The sequence below is a fragment of the Streptomonospora sediminis genome, assembly GCF_054778995.1.
In genome coordinates, this window is sequence record NZ_BAAGYZ010000142.1 from 1 (window position 1) to 14,477 (window position 14,477).

Sequence of the window (14,477 nt, forward strand, 5' to 3'; positions counted from 1 at the left end):
CCGCCGCCCGCGCCCGGGCGGGTCCTCCGGGCGCCGCCCTCCCGGCGGCGGCCCGCCGCGGCCCGCCGCGCGTCCGCCCCTCAAACGCGGCAACCCGCGGCGGCGCATCCACCTCGCCGGGATCATCATGGGCGTGGTGCTGCTGTTCTTCGCGGGCCGCCTGGTGCAGATCCAGGCGATCGACGCCCCGCACTACGCTGCGCGGGCCGAGAACATGCGCATGACCACCATCGAGGTCCCCACCACCCGCGGCACCATCACCGACGCCTCCGGCACCCCCTTCGCCATGTCGGTCGAGGCCCGCACCGTCTACGTCGACCCGGTGGCCATCCGCGACGAGGAACGCGAGGAGGTCATCGCCAAGCTCACCGAGCACTTCGGTCTGGACCGCGACGACGTCGCCGCCAAGGTCGGTGCCGAACCCAGCCGCTACGAGGAGGTCGCCCAGGAGGTCGCGCCGGCGAAATGGAAGGAATTCGAGGAGCTCGGGCTGACCGGTGTCGCCGCACTGACCGATTACAACCGCGTCTACCCCGACGAAACCGGCGCCGCCGACCTCGTGGGGTTCACCGGGTCCGACGACCACGGCCTTGAGGGCCTTGAAGGCATCATGGACGACACGCTGGCCGGCAAACCCGGCAAGCAGCAGGTCGAGATGGGCGCGTCGGGAGTCCGGATCCCCATGGCCGGGGGCCTGGCCCAGGAACCCGCGCCCGGCAAGGACGTCCGGCTGACCCTCGACCGCGACATCCAGTGGCACGCGAGCCAGGCGCTGGCCTCGCGCGCCGAGGAGCTCGACGCCGACGGCGGCAGCGCGATCGTGATGCGCCCCAACGGCGAGATCCTGGCGATGGCCGACTACCCCAGCTACGACCAGTCCGATTACGGCGAGTACCCCGCCGAGGACCGGCTCAACGGCGCCGTTGCCGAGGCCTTTGAACCCGGCAGCACCAACAAGGTCATCACCATGGCCGGGGCACTGGAAGAGGACGCCACCACGCCCGAGAGCGTCTACACCGTCCCCTACTCGATGCAGGTCCACGACCGGACCTTCTCCGACGACCACTTCCACAAGACCCAGCAGCTCACCCTGAACGGCATCCTGGCCCAGTCCAGCAACGTCGGCACCATCAAGGTCGGCAAGCAGCTCGGCGCCGAGAAGCTCTACAGCTACCTGAGCAAGTTCGGGTTCGGTGAGCCCACCGGGCTCGACCTGCCCGGCGAGAACGCCGGCATCCTCACCGACCCCGACGACTGGTGGGGCACCCAGCTCGCCTCGGTCTCCTTCGGGCAAGGGCTGTCGGTCAACGCGGCGCAGATGGCCAGCGTCTATGCCACCATCGCCAACGGCGGGGTGCGCGTGGAGCCCACCATCGTGGCCGGGACCTCCAGCGAAGACGGCGGGTTCACCCCCGCTGAGAAGGCCCCGCGCGAGCGCGTCATCTCCACCGAGACCGCCGCCGAGCTCTCCCGGATGCTCGAAGCCGTCACCGGCGAGCACGGCACCGCTCAGGCCGCGCAGATCCCCAACTACCGCGTTGCCGGCAAGACCGGTACCGCCAACCGGGTCAACCCCGACACCGGCACCTACGAGGGCGGCGGGCACACCGGGATGTTCGTCGGCTTCGCGCCCGCCGACGACCCCGAGCTGATCGTCCAGGTGGTGCTGCACAACCCCAAGGAGGAGTACTACGGCGGCCAGGCCGCCGCGCCGGTGTTCACCGACATCATGTCCTTTGCGCTGAAGTCGCAGAAGGTCCCGCCCACAGGGACCGAGCCGCCCAACATCCGGTTGTTCGGCGATGGGTAGCGCCCGCTTGCGGCCCGCGTGCACGCTCCGGACTCCGCTGCGGGCGGGTCCGGCAGGCGCGCCTGCAGCGCGGATTTACCGGTCGGCCCCCACAGCCGATAACCTCTCGGCGTGCCACCGGTAATGCGACCTGATCACACCCAGCCCCGCCCGCTGTCCGAACTCGCCCGAATGCTGGGGTCTGAGGCGTTTGTCACCTACGTCGACCCCGCGGACGCGGCCGAGCCGGGTGGCGCCGCGCCGGCTGCGGGCGACCACACCGACCCCGCCGCCACCGCGATCAGCGGCATCACCCACGACTCGCGGGCCGTGCGCCCCGGCGACCTCTACGCCGCGCTGCCCGGCAACCGCGCCCACGGCGCCGACTTCGCCGCCCAAGCCGCCGACGCCGGCGCGGCCGCCGTGTTCACCGACCCCGCCGGCTACGACCGCGCCGCCGCCACCAGGTTGCCGGTGGTCACCACCGCCGACCCCCGCGCCGAACTCGGCCGCGTTGCCGCCTGGGTCTACGGGCGCCCCGCCGACGACCTGCTGCTGATCGGCACCACCGGAACCAGCGGCAAGACCACGGTCACCTACCTGGCCGAATCCGGAATGCGCGCCGCCGGCATGGCCACCGGCCTGATCGGCACCGTCGAGATGCGGGTGGGCGGCAACCGCGTCGCCTCGTCGCTGACCACACCCGAGGCCACCGACCTGCACGGACTTTTCGCCGGCATGCGCGAACAGGGTGTCGCCGCCGCGGCGATGGAGGTCTCCAGCCACGCGCTGGCCCTGGGCAGGGTCGGCGGCACCGAATACGACGTGGCCGTGTTCACCAACCTCTCCCAGGACCACCTGGACTTCCACAGCGACCTGCGCGACTACTTCGACGCCAAGGCGCGGCTGTTCACCCCCGAGTACTGCCGCATCGCGGTGGTCAACAGCGACGACCGGTTCGGCCGCGTACTCATCGACCAGGTCCGCGGCCGCGGCGAGGTCCCGGTGACCACCTACTCCGCCGAAGGCGATCCCGAAGCCGACTGGCGCGCTCTCGACCTGCACCTCGGCGCCGGCGGCAGCACGTTCCGCATCGCCGGACCCGGCGGCATGCAGGCCGAGGCGTCGGTGGCGCTGCCGGGCGCTTTCAACGTCGCCAACGCCCTGGCCGCGATCGTGGGCCTGGTCGAGGCCGGCATTCCCCTGGACACCGCCATCGAGGGGGTGGCCGCCGCACCAGGCGTTCCCGGGCGCATGGAGCGGGTCGACGCCGGCCAGGACTTCACCGCCGTCGTCGACTACTCGCACAAGCCCGGTGCGGTCGAAGCGGTGCTGACCGCGCTGCGCGGCGTCACCCAGGGCTCGCTGACCATGGTCGTGGGCTGCGGCGGCGACCGCGACCGCGCCAAACGGCCGCTGATGGGCGAGGCCGCGGCCCGCCTCGCCGACGCCCTCATCATCACCGACGACAACCCGCGCACCGAGGACCCGGTCGCGATCGCCGCCGCGATGCTCGACGGAGTCACCAAGGTGCCCCGCGACCAGCGCGCCCGTGTCACGGTCGAACCCGACCGCGCCGCGGCCATCGAGTTGGCCGTCGCACGCGCGAGGCCCGGCGATGCGGTCGTGGTGGCGGGGAAAGGCCACGAAACCGGCCAGTACATCGCCGGAGAAATTCTGGCCTTTGACGACCGCGAAGTGCTGCTCGCCGCGCTGCGGCGGCGCACCGCCCACTGAGTCAGGAGGGCGCCCACCACGCACGGACAACGCAACCACACGCGGGCACAGGCAGGTCAGCGCCTGCGCGCCCGCCCCGCTGCAACCGGCGGGGCAGGCGCAGCCGCGCCACGCCCGGCCACGGGCTGCGCGGTCTCCCGCTCCGGCCCCGGGCTGCCGCGGGCTTAGGGCGGGGGCGGGCTATTCCGGTCTGCGCACAACGCGGGCAATCAAATGTTCTAAGGTAGGTCCGGCAATCGCAGCCCGGCCCGCGGCGTATCGTCGCCGCCTCGGGGTCGACGGATCGCGCCATCCCCTGTCACCGCGCCGTCGCCTTGGTTGAGGCGCCTTTGGCGCAATGGGCCGGGCCAGACATGAGGAGTGGATTTGATCGCGCTGACGCTCGATCGGATCGCTGAGATCACCCAATCCCGAATAAGCGGACCGGCGCGTCCTACGGACGTCGTATTCGGACCCGTCGTCATCGACTCCCGGCGTTCCGAACCGGGCTCGCTCTTCGTCGCATTGAGCGGCGAACGGGTCGACGGGCACGACTACGCCCGGTCCGCTGTCGCCGCGGGCGCCGCGGCGGTCCTGGGATCCCGGCCGGTCGCGGCGCCGCAATTGCTCACCGACGGAGGCGACGAGGGGGTGGTTGCGGCCCTGAGCCGCCTGGCCCGGGCCGTGGCCGGCGAGTTGACCGGCGCCGACATCGTCGGGGTCACCGGCTCCTCGGGCAAGACCACGACCAAGGACCTGCTGGCCCAGGTCCTCAGCGGTCTCGGCCCCACGATCGCGCCCTCCGGCTCGTTCAACAACGAGATCGGCCATCCGCTGACGGTGCTGCAGGCCGAGGCCGACACCCGGTTCATCGTGCTTGAGGCCGCCGCCCGCGGGCGCGGCCACATCGCCCACCTGTGCGAGATCGCCCCGCCGCGCATCGGCATCGTGCTCAACGTCGGCAGCGCCCATCTGGGCGAGTTCGGCAGCCGCGAAGCCATTGCCCAGGCCAAGGGCGAGATGGTCGAGGCACTGCCCGCGGCCGGCGAGGGCGGTGTCGCCGTGCTCAACGCCGACGACAGCGCGGTGGCCGCGATGGCCGAGCGCACCGCCGCCCGCGTCGTCTCCTTCGGGCTGGCGCCGCACGCGCACGTGCGCGCCGAGGACGTGCAGCTGGACGCCGCCGGACGCGCCGGGTTCACCCTGCGCATCGGCGGGGACTCCGCCCCGGTCCGCCTGGCGCTGGTCGGCGCCCACCAGGTGCACAACGCGCTGGCGGTGGCCGCAGTGGCCGCTGAGATGGGCATGGAGCCGGCCGGGATCGCCGACGCGCTGTCCGGTGCGGGTCCGGTGAGCCGGTGGCGGATGGAGATCACTGAGACCGCGGACGGCGCCACCGTCGTCAACGACGCCTACAACGCCAACCCGGAGTCCGTGGCCGCCGCGCTGCAGACCCTGGAGGCCTTCGGCGAGCAGGGCGAGCGGCGCACGCACGCCGTGCTGGGGGTGATGGCCGAACTCGGCGACCTCTCCGGCGACGAGCACCGCCGCGCCGGAGCCCTGGCCGCCCGCAGCGGCGCCAGCACCCTCGTGGTCGTCGGCGACGAGGCCGCGCCCATGGCCGAGGGCGCCGCCGCCGAATCCGAATGGAGTCCGGAGGTGGTGCGGGTCCGCGATGCCGACGAGGCCGCCGCGGCGGTACGCGCACGGCTGCGGCCCACTGACGTCGTCATGGTGAAGGGATCGCGAGTGGCAGGGCTGGAGAGGGTCGCCGAGCTACTGGCGCCCGGCGCAGAGTCCGCCGAGTCGGTGCAGGACCTGTCCGGGGAGGACGCCAAGTGACCGGCATTCTCGTCGCGGCGGGCCTGTCCCTGCTCGTCGCACTGCTGACCATGCCCCTGGTGATCCGGGTGCTGTTCCGGTTCAAGTTCGGCCAGGAGGTCCGCGACGACGGGCCCGAAGGCCACAAGACCAAGCAGGGCACGCCCACCATGGGCGGCATCGTGATCATCATCGGTGCCATCATCGGCTACTTCGGTTCGCACTTGGTGCTGATGACCCGGCCCACGGTTTCCGGGCTGCTGGTGATGTTCCTGTTCGTGGGCATGGGCGCCGTCGGCTTCCTCGACGACTTCATCAAGATCTACAAGCGCCGCAGCCTCGGGCTGCGCAGCAGCGCGAAGATGCTGGGCCAGACCATCGTGGGCGTCGGGTTCGCCGTCGGGGTCACCCAGTTCCCCAATGGGTACGGCTACACCCCGGCCTCGCCGCAGCTTTCGTTCCTGCGCGACTTCGGGCCCCCGCTGCTGCTGGTCGTCTTCGTGGCCTGGGCGCTGTTCCTGATCGTGGGCTTCTCCAACGCCGTCAACCTCACCGACGGCCTGGACGGCCTCGCCACCGGCGCCATGATCCTGTCCCTGGTCGCCTACGTGCTCATCGGCAACTGGCAGCTGCGCCAGAGCTGCGTGGCCTACCTCGCCCCGAGCTGCTACCCGGTGCGCGACCCGCTGGACCTGGCGGTGGTGGCCGCGGCCTGTCTGGGCGGGTGTATCGGCTTCCTGTGGTACAACGCCCCGCCCGCCAAGATCTTCATGGGCGACACGGGATCGCTGGCGCTGGGCGGGCTGATCGTGGGCCTGGCCATCACCACCCGCACCCAACTGCTGCTGCTGGTCATCGGCGGGTTGTTCGTGCTCGTCACCATGTCGGTGATGGTGCAGATCGGGTCCTTCCGGCTGACCGGAAAACGCATATTCCGAATGGCGCCACTGCAGCACCACTTCGAACTCGTCGGCTGGGCCGAGACCACGATCGTCATCCGCTTCTGGATCATCCAAGGGCTGCTGGTGGGTGTGGGCATCGGCCTGTTCTATCTGGAATGGATGCCGCGTTGACCCCCGTCGGCGGGCCTTCCCGCACCCCCCTCCCCACTGGCTCCCCGGCCGATCCCGCCTTTGCCGCTGCTCTTGCGGGCCGCGCGGTGTGCGTGTCCGGGCTGGGGGTCTCCGGGCCCCCGGTAGCCCGGGTACTGCTGGCCCACGGCGCCCAAGTGAGCGTCGTCGACGCCCGCGAGGACTCCGCCACCTGCGAGCTCGCCGAGACCCTGCGCGCCGAGGGCGCCCGGGTGCTGCTGGGCGAGCCCGCCCTGCCCGAGGCGGCCGATCTGGTGGTCACCTCGCCGGGTTGGCGCCCCGATTCCCCGCTGCTGATGGCCGCGGCCGCGGCCGGGACCGAGGTCATCGGCGACGTCGAGCTCGCCTGGCGGCTGCGCCCGGAGGGGCAGCGGTGGCTGGCCATCACCGGCACCAACGGCAAGACCACCACGGTGCGGATGCTGGAGGCGATGCTGCGCGCCGACGGCCGCGACGCCGTGGCCGTGGGCAACGTCGGCACCCCGATCGTCGAGGCGGCGCTGCCGTCCGACTCCGGTGCCGCCCCCGAGTTGCTGGCGGTGGAGCTGTCCAGCTTCCAGCTGCACTGGTCGGCCACGCTCGCACCGCACGCCGCCGCGGTCCTCAACGTGGCCGACGACCACCTCGACTGGCACGGCGGCCTGGAGGCCTACGCCCGCGCCAAGGGCCGCATCTACGCGCCGGGAACCCTGCGGGTGGTCAACGCCGACGACCCCTGGTCGGTGCACCTGGCCGAGACCGCGGGCGACCCCGCCGCGCCGCTGCACGGCTTCACCCTGGCCACGCCGCGGGCGGGACAGCTCGGCATGGTCGAGGACCTGCTCGTCGACCGCGCTTTTGTGGACGACCCGCACGGCGGCGCCGCGGAACTGGCCACGCTGGCCGACGTGGTGCCCGCGGCTCCGCACAACGTCGCCAATGCGCTGGCCGCGGCGGCGCTGGCGCGCGCGGCGGGTGCGGCGGCCGAGTCGGTGCGTGCCGGGCTGAAGGCCTTCGCGCCCGAACCGCACCGCATGACCCGCCTGGGCTCGGTCGCCGGTGTGGACTACGTCGACGACTCCAAGGCCACCAACCCGCACGCGGCCGCCGCCGCGCTGTCGGCGTTCGAATCGGTGGTGTGGGTGGCCGGCGGGCTGCTCAAGGGCGCCGAGGTCGACGACCTGGTGCGCGGGGCGGCGCCGCGGCTGCGCGCGGCGGTGCTGCTGGGCCGCGACCGCGACCGGCTGCGCGCCGCGCTGCAGCGGCACGCGCCCGAAGCAGCGGTGGTGGAGGTCGCCGAAACCGGCGAGGAGGCCATGTCCGAGGTCGTCGCGGCGGCGGCCCGCCTGGCCCGCACCGGCGACACGGTCCTGCTGGCGCCGGCCGCGGCGTCGATGGACATGTTCACCGACTACAACGAGCGGGGCCGCCGCTTCGCCGCCGCCGTGGCCGCCCGCGGCTGATCCCGGCCGGTCCGGGCGGGACCGGGTCCATTGCGCGAGTCCGGCAACTCCCGGATGCGCCGGCGCGGCCGCAGCCGCGCCGGCGCATCCGGCACATGCCGGGCACACGCTGCACATGGCGGCACACGGCGCTGCGGCGGCACGGGGGAGCGGCCTCCAGAGTCCCGCAGGCGTACTACCTGGCCTTTGGGAGCGCTCCCGAAGCCGCTGAGCGGACACATGTGCGCCCGAGTACGCCAACACGCGCAATATGTCCGACGCTTCGCGGCGCCGAGCCATCACACTTGGTCGACGCTGGGAGAACTGCGGCGGGCGGAGGTCGTGAATGGCGGTTTCGACATCGGTCGCGGCCGATCGGGCGGCCCGGGAGCCGCGCGTCGGCGCACGGTCCTGGCTGCGCGAGTTGCCCCGAGCCCTCAACCGGCCGCTGACCTCCTACTACCTGCTGGCGGGCACCACCGCGCTACTCACCACGCTGGGCCTGACCATGGTGCTGTCCTCGTCCATGGTCGACTCCTACACCGAGACCGGATCGGCGTTCTCGCTGTTCCAGAAACAGGCGCTCGCGGCGGCGGCCGGCCTGCCGCTGCTTGTTCTGGCCTCGCACCTGCCCGTGCACACGTTCCGGGTCGTGGGCTACCCGGCGATGCTCGTCTCGGTGGTGCTGCTGGTGCTCACCGTCATCCGCGGCGACGCCTACGGCAGCGGCGCGATGCGCTGGCTGGAGATCGGCGGGCTGACCATCCAGGCCTCCGAACCGGCCAAACTCGCCTTCGCGCTGTGGGGCGCCAACGTGCTCGCCCGCCGCGAGGACCTCAAGCAGCTGGCGGAGTGGCGCCACCTGCTGATCCCGCTGCTGCCCGGCTGCGGCACCCTCGTCGTGCTCGTGCTGATCGGCACCGACCTGGGCACATCGTTCGTGCTGCTGGCCATCTTCCTGGCGCTGCTGTGGGTGGTGGGCGCCCCCGGCAAGCTGTTCCTGGGGATGATCGGGATGGTGGCCGCCCTGGCCTCGATCATGATCGCCGTCGAACCGTTCCGCCTGGCGCGGATCACCTCGTTCCTCAACCCCCAGGCCGACCCCACCGACTCCGGGTTCCAGCTGCTGCACGGCCTCTACGCGCTGGGTACCGGCGGCGTGGTCGGTGTCGGTATCGGCGGCAGCCGCGAGAAGTGGGGGTTCCTGCCCCACCCCGAAAGCGACTTCATCTTCGCCATCATCGGCGAGGAGCTCGGCCTGATCGGCACCCTCTCCGTCGTGGGTCTGTTCGGGGTTCTGGGCTACGCTGGGCTGCGCGTGGCATCACGCGTCAGCGACCCCTTCACTCGGCTGGCCGCGGTCGCGATCACCTGCTGGATCATCATCCAGGCGATGGTCAACATCGGTACCGTCATCGGTGTCCTGCCCATTACGGGGATCCCGCTGCCGCTGGTCTCGGCGGGCGGTTCCTCGCTGATCCCCACGATGATCGCGCTGGGTATCCTGCTCGCACTCGCCAAGTCCGAGCCGGACGCGCGCAGGGTGCTGGCCGCACGCGGTCCGAGCCGCGTGCAAAGGGCTCTAAGCTGGCTGGGCCTGGACTCCGCGGCATCCGGCGCCGCTCCCAAGCGTCCGGCCGCGGCCCAGGCGGACAACCGATCGCGCCCGCAGCAGGCGCAAGCGAGGAGGAATCGGCGACGATGAGGGTAGCCCTCGCCGGAGGCGGCACGGCCGGGCATATCGAGCCCGCGCTCTCCCTGGCCGATGCGCTCATGCGTATCGACCCGCAGACCCGGATCCTGTGTCTGGGCACCGAACGAGGACTCGAAACCCGCCTCGTCCCCATGCGGGGCTATGAGTTGGGCACCATTCCGGCGGTTCCCTTGCCGCGCCGGCTTACCCCGCAGCTGCTTTCGGTCCCCGGCAAGCTGGCCAGCGCCATCGGCGCCGCAAGCAACCACCTCGCCGGCATCGAGGCCGACATCCTGGTGGGCTTCGGCGGCTACGTCGCCACCCCCGGCTACCTGGCGGCGCGCCGGCGCCGCATCCCCATGGTCATCCACGAGGCCAACCCGCTTCCGGGCCTGGCCAACCGGCTCGGCGCGCGGCTGAGCCCGCACGTTTACACCGGCCACCCGCACTGCGACATCCGCCATGGCCGCTACCTCGGCATCCCGCTGCGCGAACAGATCTCGTCGCTGGACCGGCTGGCAATGGGCGACAAGGCCCGTGCGCACTTCGGGCTGCGTCCCGAACTGCCCACCCTGCTGATCTTCGGCGGTTCCCAGGGCGCCCAAGCCGTCAACGAGGCCGCGTTCGCCGCCGCCGACCAGTTCACCCGGGCCGGTGTGCAGGTGCTGCACGTCGTCGGCCCCAAGAACGCCGACGAACCCGAGGACCGCACCCGCAACGGCGTCCCCTACGTGGTCGTGCCCTACATCGACCGCATGGACCTCGCCTACGCCGCCGCCGATGTTGCCATGTGCCGCTCCGGCGCGCTGACCTGCGCCGAACTGACCGCGGTGGGGCTTCCCGGCGCGTTCGTCCCGCTGCCCATCGGCAACGGCGAGCAGCGCCTCAACGCCGAACCCATCGTCGAGGCAGGCGGCGGACTGCTCGTCGAGAACAACGATCTCACCTCGCAGTGGATCGCCGAGCAGCTCATCCCGCTGTTGACCGACACCGACCGCGTGGTCGCGATGTCGGAGGCCGCATCGCGGATGGGGCGGCGCGACGCCGACATGGAGCTCGCCCGCGAGGTCGTGGCCATCGCGCGCGGCGAACGCGGCGCGTCCGAGCCCGCCATCGACCCTGCGCTCGACGGCGGCGACGAACCCGACGACGGCGACGCCTTCGTTGACGACGGAAAGGACGCCCGGTGAGCCTGGTCCCAGCCACCGACCCGGTGCCTGTTGACAAACTCGGCCGGGTCCACTTCATCGGCATCGGCGGCGTCGGCATGTCGGGTATCGCCCGGGTGCTGCTGCAGTTGGGTGCCGAGGTCACCGGCAGCGACGCCAAGGACGGCCGCCTGCTGCACGAACTCGCCGCCATGGGCGCCACCATCAGCGTCGGACACGATGCCGCCAACGTGGGCACCGCCGATACGGTCGTGGTCTCCTCCGCCGTGCGCGAGGACAACCCCGAACTCGCCGAGGCGCGGGCGCGCGGCCTGCGGGTGATCCCGCGCGCCGCCGCGCTGGGCGCGCTGCTGCTGGGGCGCCGCGGGGTCGCCGTGGCCGGCACCCACGGCAAGACCACCACCACCTCCATGCTCACCGTCGTCCTGCAGCACGCCGGAGCCGAACCCGGTTACGTGATCGGCGGTGCGCTGGTCACCACCGGACAGGGTGCCGACGCCGGCGCGGGCGGTGTCATCGTCGCCGAGGCCGACGAAAGCGACGGCTCGTTCCTGATGCTTTCGCCCGAGATCGCCGTTGTCACCAACGTCGAGGCCGACCACCTCGACAACTACGGCGGCTTGGAGGAGATCCACGCCAACTTCGCGGCCTTTGCCGAGCGGGTCGCCGACACCCTGGTCGTCGGGATCGACGACCCCGGTGCCCGGCGCGTCGCCGAGCTGGCCCGCGGCCTGCGCAAACGCGTTGTCACCTACGGCGAGGCGGCCGACTCCGACTACCGGGTCGCCGATATCGCGGCCGACGGTTTCAGCACCGGTTTCACCCTCACCGCCCCGGGCGCCGAGCCGGTGGCCGCCCAGCTGGCGGTGCCCGGCCGGCACAACGTGCTCAACGCCGCCGCCGCCGTCGCGGTTGCCGACGTGCTCGGCCACGATCCCGAGGTGGCCGTCGCCGGGCTGGCGGCGTTCACCGGCGCGGCCCGCCGCTTCGAGCTGAAGGGCGAAGCCGGCGGTGTCGCGGTTTACGACAGCTACGCCCACCATCCCACCGAGATCGCGGCCGACCTTGCCGCGGCCCGCGCGGCGCTGGACACCAGCGGCGGTGGTCCGGGCGCATCGCCGGGCCGGGTCGTGGCGGTGTTCCAACCCCACCTGTACAGTCGCACCCGGATCTTCGCCGACGAGTTCGCCGCGGCACTGTCCGCGGCCGACGAGGTCGTGGTGCTGTCGATTTACGCCGCGCGGGAGGATCCCGAGCCCGGGGTCGACGCCGAACTGATCACCCGCGGCATCACCCACGGCAGGGTCGGCCACGAGCCCGACCGCGCCGAGGCGGTGGCGCGGGCCGCGGCTGCGGCCGAACCCGGCGACATCGTCATCACCATGGGTGCGGGCGACGTCACCGAGCTCGGCCCGCGGATCGTCGAGGCGCTGTCGGCGCTGGACCAGGCCGAACGGGTCGGCGACTAGGCGCGGGGCATTCGCGCAGTGCGAAGGGCGGCGAGAGCACGGTGAGCGCGACCACCGAGGACACTGCCGCACGCGGCGGCACATCCGCGGAGCGCGCGGCCGGCCGGCGCCGTTCGGACCCCTGGAAGGCGGCCTTCGTGGTGCTGCTCATCGTGGCGGTGCTGACCGTGGCCACCTGGGTGGTGCTGGGTTCGCGGCTGCTGGTGGTGCGCGATATCGAGGTTTCGGGCACCCACCGGCTGGACTCCGAACGGGTGGCCGGCGCCGTTGGTGTCGCGACCGGGACACCGCTGGCGCGGGTCGATACCGATGCCGCCGCGCAGCGGGCCGAAGAGTTGCGGCTGGTGGAGTCCGCGCAGGTGTCGCGGGGCTGGCCGGCCGCACTGCGGGTCGAGGTCCAAGAGCGCACCCCGGTGCTGGCCATGCGCGCCGGCGACGGGTTCCGGCTGGTCGACGGGGCGGGGGTGCGCATCTCCGATACCGACAAGCGGCCGCGGAACCACCCGTTGATCACCGTCTCCGGCGAGCCCGAGGGCAACCCCGCCATCGCGGCGGCGGCCAAGGTCGTCGAGCGGGTTCCGGCCGCTGTCGGCGGGCGCATCGTCAGCATCGACGCTGCGAAGCGCTCGGCCATGGAGTTGGAACTGCAGAGCGGAGCCACGGTCGATTGGGGCGGCACCGAGTGCAGCAAGCGCAAGAGCGAGATCCTCACGATTCTGTTCAACGAGCATCCGCCCGGGCCCGAGCGGCACTACGACGTCAGCGCGCCGGACATGGCCGTTGTCGAATAGGCCGCCGAAAACCCCGCGGTGCGGGGATCCGCGCGTATCCGGACGGCTCCGGGCTGCGCGTACGCTCCCGGCACAGGCCGACATTCCAGACGCGACGCGCCGGAGGGGACATCGCCGCACCGTGCGACACGCCGTTAGGCTGAACTCGTGGTTAGTTGCCCGCAGGCAGGCAGCGGCTTACTGTCGGGAAGCAATACCGTTGGTTGACATAAGTATGGACCTGAGACTTTAAGGGCGCATGTGGCGGGAGCACCCACAGTAGGGAGACCGCCCGGCTGCGAGCCCGAAGCCCTGTATGGGAACCCGATCGGCCCCGCGCCGATCTGAGGGGGCCCAGAGGAAAGACTGTAGAACCGGACAGCCAATCGGTCCGTTCGCCGCCGCAGGACGGCAGGTTCCGCACGGGCGGAACGGCGCGATTGGCCGATGCGAGCGGAAAGGCCCCTCGTCGTGGCAGCACCGCAGAATTACCTCGCGGTCATCAAGGTCGTCGGAATCGGCGGCGGCGGCGTCAACGCCGTCAACCGGATGATCGAAGAGGGACTCAAGGGCGTCGAGTTCATCGCCATCAATACCGACGCTCAGGCGCTGCTTATGAGCGATGCCGACGTCAAGCTCGACGTCGGCCGCGAACTCACCCGCGGGCTCGGCGCGGGCGCCAATCCCGATGTCGGGCGCAAGGCCGCCGAGGACCACCGCGAGGAGATCGAGGAGGTCCTCAAGGGCGCCGACATGGTCTTCGTTACCGCGGGCGAGGGCGGCGGCACCGGAACCGGCGGCGCGCCGGTGGTCGCCGACATCGCGCGCTCACTCGGAGCCCTGACCATCGGCGTGGTCACCCGGCCCTTCGGTTTCGAGGGCAAGCGCCGCGCCACACAAGCCGAGTCCGGTATCGCCATGCTGCGCGACGAAGTCGACACGCTCATCGTGATTCCCAATGACCGGCTGCTGTCGATCTCCGACCGCCAGGTCAGCGTGCTCGACGCGTTCAAGGCGGCCGACCAGGTCCTGCTCTCCGGTGTGCAGGGCATTACGGACCTGATCACCACACCCGGGCTGATCAACCTGGACTTCGCCGATGTCAAGTCGGTGATGCAGGGCGCGGGATCAGCGCTAATGGGTATCGGTTCGGCCCGCGGCGACGATCGGGCGGTGGCGGCCGCCGAGATGGCGATCTCCTCACCGCTGCTGGAGGCCAGTATCGACGGCGCCCACGGGGTGCTGCTGTCCATCCAGGGCGGCTCCGATCTCGGCCTGTTCGAGATCAACGAGGCCGCCCAGCTGGTCGCCAACTCCGCGGCGCCCGAGGCCAACATCATCTTCGGCGCGGTCATCGACGATGCGCTGGGCGACGAAGTGCGGGTCACCGTTATAGCGGCCGGCTTCGACGAACCGCGCAGCGAGTCCCCGGGCCCGCAGCGGGCCACCGCACCGGCGCCCGAACCCCAGCCGCCGGCTCCGGCGCCCGCACCTGCGGCCGAGCCGCGGCCGGCCGTGCGCCCGGTGGCCGAGGAACC

Annotated in this window: 10 protein-coding genes; all 10 read left to right on the forward strand. The window is 71.9% G+C overall.

The genetic code is table 11. The features are described from left to right. Nucleotides 1–1,810 (forward strand): peptidoglycan D,D-transpeptidase FtsI family protein (locus ACYVD5_RS26525; protein ID WP_461003885.1); only part of this gene is annotated, 1,810 nt, incomplete at its 5' end. A 123-nt stretch (nt 1,811–1,933) separates the two neighbouring features. Then, complete coding sequence (locus ACYVD5_RS26530; protein ID WP_461003894.1) at nt 1,934–3,526, forward strand: UDP-N-acetylmuramoyl-L-alanyl-D-glutamate--2,6-diaminopimelate ligase; 1,593 nt, start codon at nt 1,934–1,936, stop codon at nt 3,524–3,526. A 366-nt stretch (nt 3,527–3,892) separates the two neighbouring features. Further along, the gene (locus ACYVD5_RS26535; RefSeq protein WP_461003886.1) at nt 3,893–5,347 is read left to right on the forward strand and encodes a UDP-N-acetylmuramoyl-tripeptide--D-alanyl-D-alanine ligase; all 1,455 of its coding nucleotides are present in this window, start codon (nt 3,893–3,895) and stop codon (nt 5,345–5,347) included. After that, on the forward strand, nt 5,344–6,399 hold the full coding sequence (gene mraY, locus ACYVD5_RS26540; RefSeq protein WP_461003887.1) for a phospho-N-acetylmuramoyl-pentapeptide-transferase: 1,056 nt from the start codon (nt 5,344–5,346) through the stop codon (nt 6,397–6,399). The genes ACYVD5_RS26535 and mraY overlap by 4 nt, the downstream gene beginning before the upstream one ends. Beyond that, a complete protein-coding gene (gene murD, locus ACYVD5_RS26545) occupies nt 6,384–7,859 on the forward strand; it encodes a UDP-N-acetylmuramoyl-L-alanine--D-glutamate ligase (protein ID WP_461003888.1) in 1,476 nt (491 codons plus the stop codon). The genes mraY and murD overlap by 16 nt, the downstream gene beginning before the upstream one ends. Before the next feature lie 325 nt (nt 7,860–8,184). Continuing rightward, nucleotides 8,185–9,543 carry a putative lipid II flippase FtsW gene (gene ftsW / locus ACYVD5_RS26550; protein ID WP_461003889.1) on the forward strand — a complete coding sequence of 453 codons (1,359 nt, stop codon included), beginning with the start codon at nt 8,185–8,187 and terminating at the stop codon, nt 9,541–9,543. Continuing rightward, complete coding sequence (gene murG, locus ACYVD5_RS26555) at nt 9,540–10,721, forward strand: undecaprenyldiphospho-muramoylpentapeptide beta-N-acetylglucosaminyltransferase (RefSeq protein ID WP_461003890.1); 1,182 nt, start codon at nt 9,540–9,542, stop codon at nt 10,719–10,721. Before ftsW ends, murG begins: the two co-directional genes overlap by 4 nt. Then, nucleotides 10,718–12,169 (forward strand): UDP-N-acetylmuramate--L-alanine ligase, encoded by a 1,452-nt coding sequence (gene murC, locus ACYVD5_RS26560; protein WP_461003891.1) that lies wholly within the window; start codon nt 10,718–10,720, stop codon nt 12,167–12,169. The genes murG and murC overlap by 4 nt, the downstream gene beginning before the upstream one ends. A 41-nt stretch (nt 12,170–12,210) precedes the next feature. Next, nucleotides 12,211–12,960, forward strand: a complete 750-nt coding sequence (locus ACYVD5_RS26565) for a cell division protein FtsQ/DivIB (RefSeq protein WP_461003892.1) — start codon at nt 12,211–12,213, stop codon at nt 12,958–12,960. A gap of 450 nt (nt 12,961–13,410) precedes the next feature. Continuing rightward, the coding region (gene ftsZ / locus ACYVD5_RS26570; protein ID WP_461003893.1) for a cell division protein FtsZ at nt 13,411–14,477 on the forward strand (1,067 nt) is incomplete at its 3' end.

Bases quoted from the DNA above. Each gene is read 5' to 3' on its own strand.
- ACYVD5_RS26530 (WP_461003894.1), top strand. From the start codon at position 1,934: ATGCGACCTGATCACACCCAGCCCCGCCCGCTGTCCGAACTCGCCCGA.
- murD (WP_461003888.1), top strand. From the start codon at position 6,384: ATGGATGCCGCGTTGACCCCCGTCGGCGGGCCTTCCCGCACCCCCCTC.
- ftsW (WP_461003889.1), top strand. From the start codon at position 8,185: ATGGCGGTTTCGACATCGGTCGCGGCCGATCGGGCGGCCCGGGAGCCG.
- murG (WP_461003890.1), top strand. From the start codon at position 9,540: ATGAGGGTAGCCCTCGCCGGAGGCGGCACGGCCGGGCATATCGAGCCC.